This is a genomic window from Streptomyces carminius (assembly GCF_002794255.1).
In the GTDB taxonomy this organism is placed as follows: domain Bacteria; phylum Actinomycetota; class Actinomycetes; order Streptomycetales; family Streptomycetaceae; genus Streptomyces; species Streptomyces carminius.
Genome location: NZ_PGGW01000056.1, coordinates 20,093 through 36,704 on the forward strand (window position 1 = coordinate 20,093; position 16,612 = coordinate 36,704).

A 16,612-nucleotide genomic window follows, 5' to 3' on the forward strand; every position below is an offset into this window, starting at 1 on the left:
CGCCCGGCCGGGTGACCGTCCGAATGGCCGCGCGGCCCCCCGTCCGGGGGTAGGCGGGGACCGGCGCAAGAGACCCGCCCGGATCCGGGCCGGTGGGCGGCGCGTGCCGCCGCGGCACCCGGACGGGGCGCGCCCGGGTCGGTCAGTCCGCGGCGCGGTGGGGCCGCCAGACCACCAGGGCGCTGGACTGCTGGACGTCCTGGTAGGGGACCAGGTCCCGGCGGTACGAGGCGTGCACCTGGGCCTCGCGCTGACGCATGGCCACCGCCGCCCCCTCCAGGGCCTGCTGGAGCTCGACCACCTTCGACTGGAGCGCCGCGACCTGGTTCTCCAGCTCGATGATGCGCTTGATGCCCGCCAGGTTGATGCCCTCGTCCTGCGACAGCCGCTGCACCTGGCGCAGCAGCTGGATGTCCCGCGCCGAGTAGCGCCGGCCGCGGCCGGCCGTGCGGTCGGGTGAGACCAGACCGAGCCGGTCGTACTGCCGGAGCGTCTGCGGGTGCAGCCCGGAGAGCTGCGCGGCGACCGAGATGACGTAGACCGGCGACTCGTCCGTCAGCTCGTACGGGTTGCCGCGCACGCGTCCCGGACCCTGGCCCTGTCGTCCCCGGCCGTAGCCGTCCATATCGGTCAGTCTCCCTTCGCGGCCTTGAACAGCGCCGCCCGCGGATCCTCGCCCGCGGTGGCGTCACGGTAGGACTCCAGCAGATCCCGCGCCTTGTCGCTCAGCCCCTTCGGGACCGCCACCTCTATGGTGACCAGCAAGTCGCCCCGGGTGCCATCCTTGCGCACCGCTCCTTTGCCGCGGGCGCGCATCGTCCGGCCGCCGGGCGTACCGGCCGGGAGTCTGAGCGTGACCGGCGGCCCGCCCAGCGTCGGCACCTTGATCTCGCCGCCGAGCGCCGCCTCCGGGAAGGTGACGGGCACGGTGACCGTCAGGTTGTCGCCCCGGCGGCCGAACACCGGGTGCGGCTCGACGTGCACCACCACGTAGAGGTCTCCGCCGGGCCCGCCGCGCTCGCCCGGCGCGCCCTTGCCCCGCAGCCGGATGCGCTGGCCGTCGGCCACCCCGGCGGGGATGCGCACCTGCATCGTGCGGGAGCTGGTGGCCCGGCCGCTGCCCTTGCAGACCTCGCACGGGTCCTGGGCGATCAGGCCGCGCCCCTTGCAGTCCACACACGGGTCGGTGAGCGAGAAGCCGCCCCCGCCGCCGCGGCTGACCTGCCCGGTGCCCACACAGGTGGGGCAGACCCGGGGGGTGCCGTGCTTGTCACCGGTGCCCGAGCACGCCTTGCACGCCGCCGAGCTGGACATCCGCAGCGGGACCGTGGCCCCGTGCACCGCCTCGGTGAAGCTGAGCGTCACCTCGGACTCGATGTCCTGGCCGCGGCGCGGCTGGGTGCGGGTGCCCGTGCCGCCGCGGTTGAACAGCCCGCCGAGGACGTCGCCGAAACCGCCGCCGAAACCGCCCGCGGTGCCGCCCCCGCCCTGCGGTCCCCCTCCGAAGAGGTCGTTCAGGTCGAAGTTGAAGCCGCCGGGGCCGCCCGCCCCCGGGCCGGGGCGGAAGCCGCCGGCGCCGAAGAGCGCGCGTGCCTCGTCGTACTCCTTGCGGCGCTTGGGGTCGCCCAGGACGTCATGTGCCTCGGAGACCTCCTTGAAGCGCTCCTCGGCCTTGGCGTCGCCCTTGTTGGCGTCCGGGTGGAACTCGCGGGCGAGCTTCCGGTACGCCTTCTTGATCTCCGCCTCGGTGGCGTCCTTCGGGACGCCGAGAACCTTGTAGTAGTCCTTCTCGACGAAGTCCTTCGTGCTCATCCCCGGCGTCCCTCCTCTCGTTCCTGCCCCGCGTCAGCCCTGTTCCGGGCCACCGCTCTCCTCATCCGCCGCCGTGTCCGCCTGCCGCTCCCCGTCCGGCTGCGCCGGCTGCCCCGGCTGCGCGCCGGGCTGGGGCTCGGCGACCCCGACCCGGGCCGGCCGGATCGTGCGCTCGCCGATGCGATACCCGGGCTGGAGGATCTGCACGCACGTCGTCTCCGTCACATCGGGCGAGTACGAGTGCATCAGCGCCTCGTGCACCGTCGGGTCGAAGGGCTCGCCCTCCTTGCCGAACTGCTGCAGGCCCATCTTGGCCACCACGGTCTCCAGCGACTCGGCCACCGACTTGAAGCCGCCGACCAGTTCGCCGTGGTCCCGGGCGCGCCCGATGTCGTCGAGCACCGGCAGCAGCTCGGTGAGCGCGTTGGCGACCGCGATCTCCCGGACCGCGATCCGGTCCCGTTCCACCCGGCGGCGGTAGTTGGAGAACTCCGCCTGGAGCCGCTGCAGGTCCTGCGTGCGCTCGTGCAGCGCGGTACGGGCCTGGTCGAGCTGGGCCGTCAGCGCCACCACCGCGCCGTCGTCCGCCGGCCGGTCCTCCGGACCCGCCTCCTCGGCGGGTCCGGCCGGCTGCGCCGCGCCGCCGCCGGCCGGGCCGGCCGGCCCGGCCTGCTCGGCCGGACCGTCCTGCGCCTGCTGGCCGTGCTGCGGCTGCTCGGTGGGGAGGTCGGGCTCCTGCTCAAAACCCGGGGTCTCCTCCGTCACGCCGCACCACCCTTGCCCTTGTCCTTGTCGTCGTCGACGATCTCCGCGTCGACCACGTCGTCCTCGGCGCCGCCGCCGGCCTGCGCGCCGCCGTCGGACTGCGCGCCGCCCGCGGTCTGCTGCTGGGCCTGGGCGTCGGCGTACAGCGCCTGGCCCAGCTTCTGGCTGGTGGTGGCGACCTTCTCGGAGGCCTCGCGGATCGCCGCGGTGTCCTCGCCCTTGAGCTTCTCCTTCAGGTCGGCCACCGCGGCCTCGACCTCGGACTTGACGTCGCCGGGCACCTTCTCCTCGTTGTCCTTGAGGAACTTCTCGGTGGTGTAGACGAGCTGCTCGGCCTGGTTGCGGGTCTCGGCGGCCTCGCGGCGGCGGTGGTCCTCCTCCGCGTACTGCTCGGCGTCGCGCATCATGCGCTCGATGTCGTCCTTGGGCAGCGCCGAGCCGCCGGTGACGGTCATGCGCTGCTCCTTGCCGGTGCCCAGGTCCTTGGCGGAGACGTGCATGATGCCGTTGGCGTCGATGTCGAAGGTGACCTCGATCTGCGGGACGCCGCGCGGCGCCGGGGGCAGCCCGGTCAGCTCGAACATCCCGAGCTTCTTGTTGTACGCGGCGATCTCGCGCTCGCCCTGGTAGACCTGGATCTGCACGCTGGGCTGGTTGTCCTCGGCCGTGGTGAAGATCTCCGAGCGCTTGGTCGGGATCGTGGTGTTGCGCTCGATCAGCTTGGTCATGATGCCGCCCTTGGTCTCGATGCCCAGGGACAGCGGGGTGACGTCCAGCAGCAGGACGTCCTTGACCTCGCCCTTGAGGACACCGGCCTGGAGGGAGGCGCCGATCGCGACGACCTCGTCGGGGTTGACGCCCTTGTTGGCCTCCTTGCCGCCGGTCAGCTCCCTGACGAGCTCGGCGACGGCGGGCATGCGGGTCGAGCCGCCGACCAGGACGACGTGGTCGATCTCGGAGAGCTGGATGCCCGCGTCCTTGATCACGTTGTGGAACGGGATCTTGCAGCGCTCCAGCAGGTCCTGGGTGAGCTGCTGGAACTGGGCCCGGGTGAGCTTCTCGTCCAGGTGCAGCGGGCCCTCGGCCGAGGCCGTGATGTAGGGCAGGTTGATGGTGGTCTCGGTCGAGCTGGAGAGCTCGATCTTCGCCTTCTCCGCGGCCTCGCGCAGCCGCTGGAGGGCCATCTTGTCCCGGGACAGGTCCACGCCGTGACCGGACTGGAACTGCTTGACCAGGTAGTCGACGACCCGCTGGTCCCAGTCGTCACCGCCGAGCTGGTTGTCGCCGTTGGTGGCCTTCACCTCGACGACGCCGTCGCCGATCTCCAGCAGGGACACGTCGAAGGTGCCGCCGCCCAGGTCGAAGACCAGGATCGTCTGGTCCTCCTTGTCCAGGCCGTAGGCCAGCGCGGCGGCGGTCGGCTCGTTGACGATGCGCAGCACGTTCAGACCGGCGATCTCACCGGCCTCCTTGGTGGCCTGGCGCTCGTGGTCGTTGAAGTACGCCGGGACGGTGATCACCGCGTCGGTGACCTTCTCGCCCAGGTAGGCCTCGGCGTCGCGCTTGAGCTTCTGCAGGACGAAGGCGCTGATCTGCTGGGGGTTGAAGTCCTTGCCGTCCAGGTTGATCTTCCAGTCGGTGCCCATGTGGCGCTTGACCGACCGGATGGTCCTGTCGACGTTGGTGACGGCCTGGCGCTTGGCGACCTCGCCCACCAGCACCTCGCCGTTCTTCGCGAAGGCCACAACGGACGGCGTGGTCCTGGCGCCCTCGGCGTTGGTGATGACGGTGGGCTCACCGCCTTCGAGAACACTGACGACGGAGTTCGTCGTGCCCAGGTCGATGCCGACCGCACGTGCCATTTCGGGTTCCTCCAGCTCATACCTTGAGTAAGTCTGACTCAAGAGTGCCGCAGACCCGGAAAAGCGTCAAGAGACCTGAGTCATGCGGACTCAACTCTCCTCCCGGTGTACGACTTAGAAAAAGCCCTGCGGTCTCCTCAACCGCCCCCGGCGAGACCACTCCTGGGAGTACGCCGGCGGGTCCCCTCGCAGTTCCCGGCCGGGGCCGGGCCGCCGGCGGGCAGGCCGCCGGGCAGTCGCTCGGACAGGCCGCCGGACAGATCCCCCGACAGTCCGCCGGGCAGCCGGTCGCCCGGTTGCCCGTACTCGACGACCAGCACGGCCGCGTCGTCCCGCAGCCGCCGGCCGGCGTGCCGGGCCACGGCGTCCAGCAGCAGTTCCGGCAGCCGCTCGGTGGGCGCCGTGCGCAGTGTCTCCAGTGTGCCGCCGAGCGGGAAGAACCGGCCGTCCTCGTCGCGCGCCTCGTCGATCCCGTCGGTGTACAGCAGCAGCCGGTCGCCGGGTTCCCACCGGGTGACGGCCGGCTGGACGCCCAGGGCGTCCCGGGGAACGCCGCCTCCCCCCGGAACCGCACCCCCGGCGGCTGTGGCACCCGCGGCGCCCGCCGCCTCCGCGAAGTGATGCAGCAGTCCCAGCGGCGGCAGCGGCTCGGCCGCCAGCCGCCGGCAGCCCGCGGGGGCCAGCAGCACCGGCGGCGGATGCCCGAGAGCGGCCACCCGCAGCACCGGGCCCTCGATCTCCACCAGCGCGGCGGTCACGAACAGCTCCTCCCCCTCCGCACCGGCCAGGTCGCCCGCGGTACGGGCCACCGCCCGGGAGCAGCGGCCCGCGACGGCGCCGAGCGCCGACTCGTACTGCGCCGCCTCCCGGAACGCCCCCAGCACCGCGGCGGCCGTACGGATCGCGGGCAGTCCCTTGCCGCGCACGTCGCCGATGATCAGCCGGACGCGGTCCGGCCGGCCCGGCACCGGGGAGAACACCGCCTCGTACAGATCGCCACCGACCAGGGTGTCGGTCTCGGCGGCGCGGTAGCCGGCCGCCAGCCGCAGCCCGCCCGCCCGGTCCGGCACCGGGGAGAGCACGGCCAGCTGGGCGGCCTCGGCCACCCGGCGCATCCGGTCGAGCTCGCCCTCGCGCCGCTCCCGCATCGCGCTCGCCAGCAGGGCGGCGAGCCCGACCACGGCCACCGAGGCCAGGACGACCGTGTGGTTGCCCGCGTCTTCCCAGTTCCCCCACTCCTGGCCGACGGCGCCCGCCAGCCCGACGGCCAGCGCCGCCGCGGTGAGGGCCAGCACGTCGCGGGGGCCGCCGCGGATCGCGGCGAGGGCGGGCACCGGGGAGAGCAGCGGCCCGGCGTGGAAGGCGCGCCCCCGCAGCGCGTCGGCGATCTCCACGGCCGCGACCCCGGCGACGAGCAGCCAGGGCAGGAGGAGCCAGAACCACCGGCGCCCCCACAGGCCCGTGGCGGCCTTGGCGGACCCCGCGCTCAGAGGGCGCATAGGGACCTTCCTCCCACCCGCGAGAAAACGACTCATCCATTTCTACCGCTTTCGGCGGCTTCATCACCCTCTGTCGGCCGTGAGCCGTAAGATGACCGTGCTCCCACGGGGGCTCCCACGGACCGCGAGCGTTCCGGCCACCGGATCCCGACGATCCCCGCACACCGCCTCCCGGACAAGGTGTCCGACGGGTGATTCCGGGAAGGGGCGCCGCAGCGACGCAGATCACCGTACGAGTGGCTGCGGACGGCCTTCGCCAGTGGGTAGTCTCGAACAGATCGGATAAGTTACCGCTTAGTAAGCTTGCAGCAGCAGGCACCGCCCCGCAGGTTCGAGGAGCCGCCATGCAACTCGCCGCGATCGTCGTCTCGCTGGTACTCACCGCGGTCGGCGTTGCGCTCCTGGCACGCGCCGTCGCGCAGATCTACCGCTTCGTCAGGCTCGGACAGCCGGTACCGGCGGGCTCGCGCACCGACGACCCCAAACAGCGCACGATCACCCTGGTCAAGGAGTTCCTGGGGCACACCAGGATGAACCGCTGGGGCATCATCGGCTTCGCGCACTGGTTCGTGGCGGTCGGTTTCCTCACCCTGCCCCCGACCCTCGCCCACGCCTACGGGCAGCTCTTCCGGGCCGACTGGACCCTCCCCGTCCTCGGCGGCTTCCTGCCGTACGAGATGTACATCGAGTTCATCGGCCTGATGACCGTCCTGGGCATCCTCACCCTGATCGTCATCCGGCTGCTGGACCTGCCCACCCGCCCCGGCCGCAAGTCGCGCTTCACCGGCTCGACGGCCTGGCAGGCCTACTTCGTCGAGTACGTCATCCTGACCATCGGCGTCGCCATCCTCGTCCTGCGCGGCCTGGACGGCGCGCTGCACGGCGTGGACGGCTACGAGGCCGCGTACTTCGCCTCGTACCCGCTGGTGACGGCCTTCGACGGGCTGGACACCGGCACCCTGCAGAACCTGATCTACCTCACCGCGATGGTCAAGATCGGCACCTCGATGATCTGGATGATCACGGTGTCGCTCAACATCGGCATGGGCATCGCCTGGCACCGCTTCCTGGCCTTCCCCAACATCTGGTTCAAGCGCGCCTCCAACGGCGAGGTCGCCCTCGGCCCGCTCCGGCCCATGACCTCCGGCGGCAAACCGATCGACTTCGAGACCGTGTTCGACGAGGAGGGCGGCGAGGAGACCGTCTTCGGCGTCTCCCAGGTCGAGCACTTCTCCTGGAAGGGCATCCTCGACTTCTCCACCTGCACCGAGTGCGGCCGCTGCCAGTCGCAGTGCCCCGCCTGGAACACCGGCAAGCCGCTGTCGCCGAAGCTGCTGATCATGTCGCTGCGCGACCACGCCCACGCCAAGGCCCCCTACCTGCTGGCCGGCGGCGGCAAGACCGCCGAGGGCGAGGAGAAGGCGAGCGCGGAGCAGCTGAAGGACGTCCCGGCCGCCGCCCTGGCCGAGGCCGAACGTCCGCTGGTCGGCACGCTGGAGGAGAACGGCGTCATCGACCCGGACGTGCTGTGGTCCTGCACCACCTGCGGCGCCTGCGTCGAGCAGTGCCCGGTGGACATCGAGCACGTCGACCACATCCTCGACATGCGCCGCTACCAGGTGATGATCGAGTCCGCTTTCCCCTCCGAGGCGGGCACGATGCTCAAGAACCTGGAGAAGAAGGGCAACCCCTGGGGCCTGGCGAAGAAGCAGCGCTTGGAGTGGACCAAGGAGCTCCAGCAGGAGGCGGGCTTCGAGGTGCCGGTCGTCGGCAAGGACGTCGAGGACCTCACCGAGGTCGACTACCTGTACTGGGTCGGCTGCGCCGGCGCCCTGGAGGACCGCGCCAAGAAGACCACCAAGGCCTTCGCCGAGCTGCTGCACATCGCGGGCGTGAAGTTCGCGATCATGGGCGGCGACGAGAAGTGCAGCGGCGACTCCCCCCGCCGGCTGGGCAACGAGTTCCTCTTCCAGCAGCTCGGCCAGGAGAACGTGGCCATGCTGAACATGGCCTTCGGCGAGGACGACGAGGACCCGGCCACCAGGAAGCCGAAGTCCCAGAAGAAGATCGTCGCCACCTGCCCGCACTGCTTCAACACCATCGCCAACGAGTACCCGCAGCTCGGCGGCGAGTACGAGGTCATCCACCACACCCAGCTGCTCCAGCACCTGGTGGACGAGGGCAGGCTGGTCCCCGTCACCCCGGTCGAGGGCCTGATCACCTACCACGACCCCTGCTACCTGGGCCGCCACAACAAGGTCTACACACCCCCGCGCGAGATCATCGCCAAGGTGCCGGGCCTGCGGAACGAGGAGATGCACCGCCACAAGGAGCGCGGCTTCTGCTGCGGCGCCGGCGGCGCCCGGATGTGGATGGAGGAGCGCATCGGCAAGCGCGTCAACACCGAGCGCGTGGACGAGGCACTCTCCCTGAACCCGGACATCATCTCCACCGCCTGCCCGTTCTGCCTGGTGATGCTGACCGACTCGGTCAACGGCAAGAAGGCCGCAGCCGACGGCGGCTCCGCCGCGGAGGGCAAGGCCAAGGAGGACCTCAAGGTCGTGGACGTGGCCCAGCTCCTGCTGGACTCCGTGAAGGCCCCCGCCGACCCGGCGGGCGGCGGCACGACCGAGCCGGAACCGGCCCCCGAGCCCGAACCGGCCAGGTAGCCGGGCGACCGGACGGCGGCCGGCCCCGCACCGCGCGGGACCGGCCGCCGCGCCGTCTCCTCCGTCTCCCCCGCCCGTGTACCGCCCATGTACCGCGCGTGCCCGCACGCGCCCTTCCCGCGGGCACCACCTCCGGCCCTGGGGACAGCCCCACCGGGGCCCCCTAGGGGCTGTAACAGCTCGGCGGCAAAGGCACCGCCACCGACGGGGGACCGTCACCGCCGTCCGTGCGACACGGTACGTTCGAAGGCGTGGCTGGATTCAGGATGGGACGCGGCCGGAATTCCCGGAGCGCACAGCAGCATGGGCAGCACCCCCCTCGGCAGACCCCTGGGCCGGGAGCGGGGCCGGGACCGGGAGCGGGGCCGTACGGGCCTCCGGCGGCGCACGGCCGGCCGCCGTACGGGCCCGGGCAGCCGACGCAGCCCCAGTGGCGCCAGGGCGGTGACCGGCACGGCGAGCCGGAGTACTTCGGCGACCCGGGTCACGGCCGGCCCGGCGGGCACGACCCGTACGCCAACAACCCCGGGCACACCCAGGTCTTCGGTGTGGGCGACGTGCACGGCCCGGGCGGCCCCCAGGGCGGCGGTGACGACTACGGCGCCGGTGCCACCTACGGCGCCGGCGGCCAGCCCGCTCCCGTCGGCCCCCGGCTGCACTGGAAGCAACTGCTGAGCGGCATCGTGCTGCGGCCCAACGCCACCTTCTGGCAGATGCGCGACCACACCGTGTGGGGCCCCGCGGTCGGCGTCACCTTCCTCTACGGACTGCTCGCCGTCTTCGGCTTCGACCAGGCCCGCGAGGACGCGATCAACTCCACGCTCTCCACCGCGATCCCGTTCGTCCTGATCACCGGGGTGGCCGTGGTGATCTCCGCCCTGCTGATGGGCGCGGTCACGCACACCCTGGCCCGGCAGCTCGGCGGCAACGGGCTGTGGGCGCCCACGATCGGCCTGGCCATGCTGATCATGTCGATCACGGACGCCCCGCGGCTGCTGCTGGCGATGTTCCTCGGTGGCGACGACTCACTGGTCCAGATCGTCGGCTGGATCACCTGGCTGGCGGCGGGCGCGCTGTTCACCTCGATGGTCAGCCGCTCGCACGAGCTGCCCTGGCCGAAGGCACTGGGCGCCTCGTCCATCCAGCTGATCGCGCTGCTGTTCCTGATCAAACTCGGCACGTTCTGACGCCTCCCCGTGCGGCCCGGCAGGCCCCTTCCGGCAGGGGTCTTCCGGCAGGGGCCGGGTCAGGACTCGAGGACCTGCCCCTGCCGCCGCACCACGGGCGGCTCCACGGACCACGGGAAGTCGATCCACCGGTCGGTGCGCTTCCACACGTACTCGCACGCCACCAGCGACTGCGGCTTCTCGTAGATCACCGCGGAGCGCACCTCGGCCACGTGCTCCGCGCAGAAGCCGTGCACCAGCTTGAGCGTCCTGCCGGTGTCGGCGACGTCGTCGGCGACGAGGACCTTCTTCCGGCTCAGGTCCACGGCGTTGGGCACGGGCGGGAGCATGACGGGCATCTCCAGCGTCTCGCCGACCCCGGTGTAGAACTCGACGTTGACCGGATACAGGTTCTTCACGTCGAGCGCGTAGCCGAGCCCGCCCGCGACGAACAGCCCGCCGCGCGCGATCGCCAGGATGATGTCCGGCTCGTAGCCGTCGTCCGCGACGGCCCGCGCCAGCTCCCGGACGGCCCGTCCGAAGAGCTCGTAGGTCAGTTTCTCCCGTTCCCCGCCACCACTGCCACTGCCGCTGCCGCTCATGCGCCCCCGTCTCCTCCCGTACCTGTCCCCGGACCTTCTCAGACCTGTGTGCGGTGGAAGTTCAGATACGACCGCGAGGGCGTCGGCCCGCGCTGCCCCTGGTAGCGGGAGCCGTAGCGGGCGGAACCGTAGGGGTGCTCGGCCGGTGAGGTGAGCCGGAACATGCACAGCTGACCGATCTTCATGCCCGGCCAGAGCTTGATGGGGAGCGTCGCCACGTTCGACAGCTCCAGCGTCACGTGCCCGGAGAAACCGGGGTCGATGAACCCGGCCGTGGAGTGCGTCAGCAGGCCCAGCCGCCCCAGCGAGCTCTTGCCCTCCAGCCGGGAGGCGAGGTCGTCGGGCAGCGTGACGACCTCGTAGGTGGACGCGAGCACGAACTCGCCCGGGTGCAGGATGAACGGCTCGTCCCCCTCCGGCTCCACCAGCCGGGTCAGGTCCGACTGCTCGACGGCCGGGTCGATGTGGGGGTAGCGGTGGTTCTCGAACACCCGGAAGAAGCGGTCCAGCCGTACGTCGATGCTCGACGGCTGCACCATCACCGGTTCGTACGGTTCGATCCGCACCCGCCCGGCGTCGATCTCCGCCCGGATGTCCTTGTCTGAGAGAAGCACGTGCCGAGCGTACAGACAGGCCGCGGGCCCGGCGATCTCGCCCCGGGCCCGCGGCTCCCTCGGCCTGCCGTCATTCCCGGCCGTCTACCCGGCCGTCCGACACCTTCCCGGCACCTTCTCCGCGCCCTCCCGGCGCACCCTCAGTACCGGCCGGCCCGTGCCCGGGCCCGCACCGGAACGGCCTGCCGCAGCCGCGCGCAGCGCGGGCACCGCAGCAGCCGTCCGGGACCGATCCGGCTGCTGCCGAGGTTCTGCATCGGGAACGTAGCGGTGCTGAAAACATGCCCCTCGGCACACTGAACGACGGTGGACTCCATCGCCTGCCTCTCCCCAGGTACGTCAACGACGAAAGCCACGTTAGGGGATGAACCACCCGGCCCGCCGCACCGGCACCCCCGCAACCGTACGCCCCAACTCCCTTCCCTCACCGCACGGGATCACACTCGCGACACGTCGGCGACGCACCCGGGCGGGCACAGCGAAAGGACCCCGCGGCTGTGCGCCGGGGGTCCGGGATGCGGTACAGTATGCGTCGATGAGCAACGATGATCGTTCGCTCTCGCGGGCGTAGTTTAATGGTAGAACATGAGCTTCCCAAGCTCAGAGCGCGGGTTCGATTCCCGTCGCCCGCTCCACAACGAAGGCCCAGGTCACAGACCCGGGCCTTGCTCGTTGTCCGGATCTTTTCGCGCCGTCCCAAGCGGCCCGTGCCAGATCCGTGCCAGGAAGGGGATCACCGGGTGTCAGCGGCCAGTTCGGAATCCCCACGTACGGCCAGTTGTGATGTCACTCTTGGTTACGGCCCGGGTTCGACGTCTGACCCGATCGGTCACATGCGGATGGACGCGACCGGTTGTCGGGCCACGTCAGTGCCAGGCACAGGCGATCAGCTGTCCGCGGAGTGGGCGTCGGCAAGGGCCTCGCCGAAGAGCCGTCCGGCGAGTTCCACGCAGCGCATCCGGGCAGGAGAGAAGTCGTAAGGCATCTTGGTGATCGCTGCGGCGGCACTCATCTCTGTGCCCTCCTCCCCTTTCAGGTCGGCGTCGTAGATCTCGAAGATCTTCTCCTCGGCCGCGTCGAGACCAGCTGCCTCGATGGCCTGATTCAGGGCCATTTGGTGAGCGCATCGCTGTACGGCGAGCTCTTCGACGCGCGGGTCGTCGGGTTCGACGCCGTCGTCGAGGGCGGCCTCGGCCGCCTCTAGACGGTCCTCCTCGGCCCGCAGGTCGGGGTGGGTGGCCAGCACGATGAACGTGCTGGCCTGGATGGCGGCGCCCAGCGGCCCGAAAATCCGTTCCGTGACCAGCAGAGCGTCCAGATCGGAGGGGCGCAACGCGCCCGGGGGCAGGTGGCTGAGCCGGTCCGTGACCAGTTCGGAGAGCAGCCCCAGCGGGCTGCCCACCGCCCGCAGGCGCTGGACAGCCGCGCGCCGACGTTTGACGGCGGCCTCCTGCGCCGCCAAGGTTTCCTCCAGCCTGCTCAGGACCGACTCGATATCCGGGGCGTGGTCCAGGGCTTCGTCTCCAGCTTCGTCCCGGGCTTCGCCGAAGGCGGCCCGCATGTCGTCCAGGCTGATACCGGCATCAGCCATCTTGCGGATCCACAGCAGGCGGGTCATGTCGTCATAGCCGTAGCGGCGGCGGCCGTCCCCGCCGCGCTCGGGCTCCGGCAGCAGACCGATCTCGTGGTAGTGGCGGATGGCGCGTGGGGTGATCCCGGCGAACGCAGCGGCATCACCGATCTTGACCTGCCGGGGAGGCGTGAGGGAGGGGTACATCGCAGACAGAGCCTTTCGTGCTGTGGTGCCCCGACCCCACCACATGCCGCTACGGCATGTGCAACAACCCCATCCAGGTGCCACCGGAGCCAGACCCTGGCTGCCGCCGGGACCGATCAAGAACGACGAACCATCCGGGAACGCAGAGTGACCACCGGCGGCCAGATAGCTCCCCGCCAAGTGGCCGCCGCTGGGGAATTCCCACTGACCGCCGACAACCGGGAAGGGGCATCCTCCTCACCGGCGAGGAGCAACCTGTTCGGGCCCGGCCTCCTTGCAGGTCGGCGCTCAGGAACGCGGCAGGGTCAGCACATGATCAATCGGCATCGGCATCGGCACGTCATGCCGGTGCCGAGACAGTGCGCCGACCTCCCGGTAAGGGCTCTCCCCCGCCAGCCCGGGTACGGTCTCCGGTCCGGGGGCGGTGGCCAGCGGACCGGCCGGAGTGTCGTGACGGGTGCCGTAGGCGGCGCACCAGCGGTGGTAGAGCCGCCGTGCCTGGGCGGCGCGGACGACGCGGCGCAGCAGGGCGGCGGTGATGGCGTCCCAGAGCCATGGATTGGCCACGCGTTCGACCGTGCCCAAACCGCTCAGAGCCTGCAAAAGCGCGGCGGGGGCGCGCTGGGGCAGATCGTCCGCCGGGGTGCGGCGGATGCCTGGGGCAGAGCCCGGGGCGGCGCCGACAGCCTGCCACTCCAGACCGGAGCCGTCCCAGCGGGCGTACCAGAGGGCCGTACCGTCCGGCACGAGCCGGGCGGTGGCACCGCCGGGTTCGGATGTCCAGGCCGGGTGATCGGTGAGCAGAGTGATCAACGTGAGGCTACAGGGGATGACATGGGTTGCCGGGCAAGGTGATGCTCCCTCACCCGGGCTCCGGACGCCGGTGATCGCGTACATCCACCCGCCGCCCGTAACGAGCGGGACAGCTCGCAGAGCACCGCCGGGCCCCGGCCGGCCCGGGGCGGCGGCCGGTCAGGCCGGGAGGGCGTCGAGGCGTACGGGGGCGCAGTCGTGCAAGGTCAGGACCAGGCGGTGGGCCACGGTCCAGCGGATCGCAGGACTGTCGTAGGCCACCACGTGCAGGGCGCCGTCGGCGGGTTCCAGCGTGGCCGGGCGGTGGACGACTCCGGCCACGCCCCACACCTCCGCGCGGCCCACCATCGCGGCGACGTGCCCCTCCCGCAGGCGCGGGCAGTGCCGTACCGAGACGCGGGCGCACGGTACGCACACCGGCGGCGCGGTCGTCCGCTCGCCCTCCTCCACCGGACGCCCCACGTCCCGCAGCACGAACAGCCACGGTCCGCCGCGCGGGGTGGGGCGTCCGCAGACCTGGCAGAGCATGCGCCGCGCCGCCCGCCGCTGCCGCAGGGCGTGCACGTTCTGGAACTGCGGCCTGCCCCGGCCCGGCGCGAAGGACTGCCGTACCCACAGCGCCCCGTGCCCGTCCCGGTCGTACGCGGGTTCCCCCGGATACCCGATCCGCTCGCCGCCCGCGTCCGCCCGCCGCACCACCAGCGGACGGCGGGCCCGTTCCTCGCTCCAGGCGGCGATATAAGGAACGGGGACCGCGTCCGGCCCGACACCGGACGGGTGCGGGAGTGCGGCGGCGGACGCCGCCCGGATCGGGCGGTCCGTTCCGGTCCGTTCTCCGGCCTCTTCCGGGAAGGCAGTCCCGCTCATCCTCGTCCTCCTGGCGCTCGGCTCCGCTCTCACCAATACGTAACCGCGCGATCACTCTGCGCGGTACCGTGAGGGAGACGGCGAGACATGAAGCCCCTGAAAACGCGTTGACGTGGGGAGTTGGCATGGGAGCCAGGACACCGAACGAGGGCCTGCGGCGGTTGCTGGACGAGAGCCGGTGGTCGCAGGCACAGCTGGCCAGGGCGGTGAACCGCGTCGGGGCGGAGGCCGGGATGCCGCTGCGGTACGACGAGTCGGCCGTGAGCCACTGGCTGAGCGGCACCACACCGAGAAAGATGGTGCGGCCCTTCGTCCGCGAGGCCCTGTCCCGCAGGCTGCGCAGGCCCGTCACGCTGGCCGAAATCGGGCTGGGCACCGATGGCCCGACGCGCGGCGCGGATACCGTGGAAGGGCTCATGGACCTGGGGAGGACGGACATGGACCCATCCCGCCGCAGCGTTCTCGGGGCCGGGCTGTTCTCCGTGGCGCTGACCGTCCCCGGCTGGCAGGAGATCATGGGCAGGGCCGAGGCCGTCCAGAGCGGTCGTACCTCCCGCGTCGGCCGGCCCGAGGTGGACATGGTGACCGCCATGACCGAGCGCATCAGCGAGCTGGACGACCAGTTCGGCGGCCGGCACGCCCGCCCGATGGCCGCCTCCTTCATCGTCAACACCGTCTCGCCCTTCCTGCGCGCCGACGCCCCGGACGACGTGCGCAAGGACATGCTGTCGGCCGCCTCCGACCTGTGCTACCTCACCGGCTACATGGCCGTCGACGAGGGACTCCAGGGCCTGGCCCAGCAGTACTACCTCAAGGCCCTGGAACTGGCCGGGGCGGCCGAGGACCACCTGACCTACTGCACCACGCTGCGCGGCATGAGCGTCCAGGCCGTCGATCTCGGCCACGGCCCGCAGGCGCTGCGCCTGGCCGACGCGGCAGCCGCCGCCTCCCCCCAGGCCGGACCACGCATGCGCGCCTTCCTCTCGGGCCAGCAAGCCCACGCCGCCGCCCGGACCGGCGACCGACGCAGCGCGTTCACCCATCTCAAGGACGCCGAAACCGCCATGGAGAAAGCCGAGTCGCAGGCGAAGATTTTCGGCTCGTACGACCCGACGGCGCTCTCGTACGCCACCAGCCAGGTGCGGTACGAACTGGGAGACCTCAGCGGGGCGATCAGAGCCATGGCCGAGGCCGACAGGCTCCGGGAGCCCGTGTACCGCAGAATCCGGGTGCTACGCCGGGCAATGCTCGCGGAGAGGCAACTGCGGCTCGGGCATCTCGAGGAGGCGTCCGCGACCTGGCACTCGGCCCTGGACGAGTACCCGCATGTGCAGAGCGGCCGGGTCGACGACCGTATCCGCACCATGGCCTCGCTGATCCGCCCCCACCGGCGCAACCGCGCCGCCCGCGAACTCCACGACCGCGCCCGCACGGTGGCTCCTGCCGTCCTCCGTGTCTGAGGGACCGCCGAGCGCCGCCGATCACCGAGGCGACACATCAACTCTCCGCCACCGTCCCAGCCCTGGTCTCCTGCCACACGTCGCAACGACGCGCACAGAAAAGCCGAACACGGCCTGTGCTGCCATGATCGTGCCGTGTCCGAGTTCAGTTGGCCGAGTGGCCCCGAGGTACCGACCGCTGAGGAAGTCCGTCGAAGCTGGGAGGCGACAGTCTCCGCGCTACCGGTCGGAGCCCACATCAGCGGGCAGGTCATCGGTCGCCGGCCGTTCGGGGTCTTCGTCCGGCTCGACGGGCTGCCCAGCGCTGTGGCGCTGGCCGAGATCACCAGCATGCCCCGTGGCATGGAGCTGCCCGTTGTCGGGGCCACCGTCGCAGGGAAGGTCGTCTGGCACACGCCGCACAACTGTCAGGTCAGGATCAGGCTGAACGAGTGGGACCGCTCTTCATGAGCCCGCCGGACCGTCTCCGTTTCCGGATCGTTCATCACCGTACGGAGCCGTCCGGAACGGTACGCCGCACCTGGCCGACCGCCAGGAGCCATCCTGCGTGGACGCGGTCGAACGGCGGCGGGCAGCTGCCGGCAGGCCGCCCACAGGCCGACCGAGCGCGGCGCGTTCGAGATCTGCGACGTCCCCTGCCCTTGACGAGGCCGAGCCGCACAGTCGTGACGTCCGTGTTTTCCCGGAGACCGACCACGAGCGCGAC

General features: G+C 71.4%; 14 protein-coding genes and 1 tRNA gene. 5 read left to right on the forward strand and 10 right to left on the reverse strand.

Annotated elements, in window-relative coordinates; genetic code table 11:
* Nucleotides 1-142: 142 nt before the first annotated feature.
* The 5 genes from CUT44_RS15855 to CUT44_RS15875 form a co-directional block, all read right to left on the reverse strand.
* Complete coding sequence (locus CUT44_RS15855; RefSeq protein WP_100202515.1) at nucleotides 143-625, reverse strand: heat shock protein transcriptional repressor HspR; 483 nt, start codon at nucleotides 623-625, stop codon at nucleotides 143-145.
* A 5-nt stretch (nucleotides 626-630) separates the two neighbouring features.
* A complete protein-coding gene (gene dnaJ, locus CUT44_RS15860) occupies nucleotides 631-1,812 on the reverse strand; it encodes a molecular chaperone DnaJ (RefSeq protein WP_100202516.1) in 1,182 nt (393 codons plus the stop codon).
* A gap of 33 nt (nucleotides 1,813-1,845) precedes the next feature.
* Nucleotides 1,846-2,577: a nucleotide exchange factor GrpE gene (grpE, locus tag CUT44_RS15865; protein ID WP_100202517.1), complete on the reverse strand. Its 732-nt coding sequence runs from the start codon at nucleotides 2,575-2,577 to the stop codon at nucleotides 1,846-1,848.
* Nucleotides 2,574-4,439 (reverse strand): molecular chaperone DnaK, encoded by a 1,866-nt coding sequence (dnaK, locus tag CUT44_RS15870; RefSeq protein WP_100202518.1) that lies wholly within the window; start codon nucleotides 4,437-4,439, stop codon nucleotides 2,574-2,576. Before dnaK ends, grpE begins: the two co-directional genes overlap by 4 nt.
* A gap of 137 nt (nucleotides 4,440-4,576) precedes the next feature.
* Complete coding sequence (locus CUT44_RS15875; RefSeq protein ID WP_100202519.1) at nucleotides 4,577-5,938, reverse strand: PP2C family protein-serine/threonine phosphatase; 1,362 nt, start codon at nucleotides 5,936-5,938, stop codon at nucleotides 4,577-4,579.
* Between the two features lie 344 nt (nucleotides 5,939-6,282).
* Here CUT44_RS15875 and CUT44_RS15880 point away from each other — a divergent pair, with 344 nt between their 5' ends.
* Both CUT44_RS15880 and CUT44_RS15885 read left to right on the forward strand, forming a co-directional pair.
* Nucleotides 6,283-8,607: a (Fe-S)-binding protein gene (locus CUT44_RS15880; RefSeq protein WP_100202520.1), complete on the forward strand. Its 2,325-nt coding sequence runs from the start codon at nucleotides 6,283-6,285 to the stop codon at nucleotides 8,605-8,607.
* A 251-nt stretch (nucleotides 8,608-8,858) separates the two neighbouring features.
* Nucleotides 8,859-9,794, forward strand: a complete 936-nt coding sequence (locus CUT44_RS15885; protein ID WP_100202521.1) for a Yip1 family protein — start codon at nucleotides 8,859-8,861, stop codon at nucleotides 9,792-9,794.
* A gap of 59 nt (nucleotides 9,795-9,853) precedes the next feature.
* On the opposite strand, the gene CUT44_RS15890 is transcribed toward CUT44_RS15885, so the two are convergent.
* Nucleotides 9,854-10,375, reverse strand: coding sequence for a phosphoribosyltransferase (locus CUT44_RS15890; protein ID WP_100202522.1), 522 nt, complete (start codon nucleotides 10,373-10,375; stop codon nucleotides 9,854-9,856).
* Nucleotides 10,376-10,413: 38 nt separating this feature from the next.
* Nucleotides 10,414-10,989 (reverse strand): dCTP deaminase, encoded by a 576-nt coding sequence (gene dcd, locus CUT44_RS15895; protein WP_100202523.1) that lies wholly within the window; start codon nucleotides 10,987-10,989, stop codon nucleotides 10,414-10,416.
* Between the two features lie 561 nt (nucleotides 10,990-11,550).
* Here dcd and CUT44_RS15900 point away from each other — a divergent pair.
* Nucleotides 11,551-11,624: transfer RNA gene (locus CUT44_RS15900), tRNA-Gly, on the forward strand.
* A gap of 251 nt (nucleotides 11,625-11,875) precedes the next feature.
* Here the strand turns inward: CUT44_RS15900 and CUT44_RS15905 are convergent.
* The 3 genes from CUT44_RS15905 to CUT44_RS15915 form a co-directional block, all read right to left on the reverse strand.
* Nucleotides 11,876-12,766: a MerR family transcriptional regulator gene (locus tag CUT44_RS15905; RefSeq protein WP_100202524.1), complete on the reverse strand. Its 891-nt coding sequence runs from the start codon at nucleotides 12,764-12,766 to the stop codon at nucleotides 11,876-11,878.
* Between the two features lie 288 nt (nucleotides 12,767-13,054).
* Entirely contained in the window at nucleotides 13,055-13,579 is a 525-nt protein-coding gene (locus CUT44_RS15910; RefSeq protein ID WP_100202525.1) for a hypothetical protein, read from the reverse strand.
* Nucleotides 13,580-13,738: 159 nt separating this feature from the next.
* The gene (locus tag CUT44_RS15915) at nucleotides 13,739-14,446 is read right to left on the reverse strand and encodes a hypothetical protein (protein WP_233221431.1); all 708 of its coding nucleotides are present in this window, start codon (nucleotides 14,444-14,446) and stop codon (nucleotides 13,739-13,741) included.
* Nucleotides 14,447-14,571: 125 nt separating this feature from the next.
* Here CUT44_RS15915 and CUT44_RS15920 point away from each other — a divergent pair, with 125 nt between their 5' ends.
* Both CUT44_RS15920 and CUT44_RS33555 read left to right on the forward strand, forming a co-directional pair.
* Nucleotides 14,572-15,906: a tetratricopeptide repeat protein gene (locus CUT44_RS15920; protein WP_199185718.1), complete on the forward strand. Its 1,335-nt coding sequence runs from the start codon at nucleotides 14,572-14,574 to the stop codon at nucleotides 15,904-15,906.
* A 135-nt stretch (nucleotides 15,907-16,041) separates the two neighbouring features.
* Nucleotides 16,042-16,356, forward strand: coding sequence for a hypothetical protein (locus tag CUT44_RS33555; protein WP_199185719.1), 315 nt, complete (start codon nucleotides 16,042-16,044; stop codon nucleotides 16,354-16,356).
* Nucleotides 16,357-16,612: the final 256 nt, after the last annotated feature.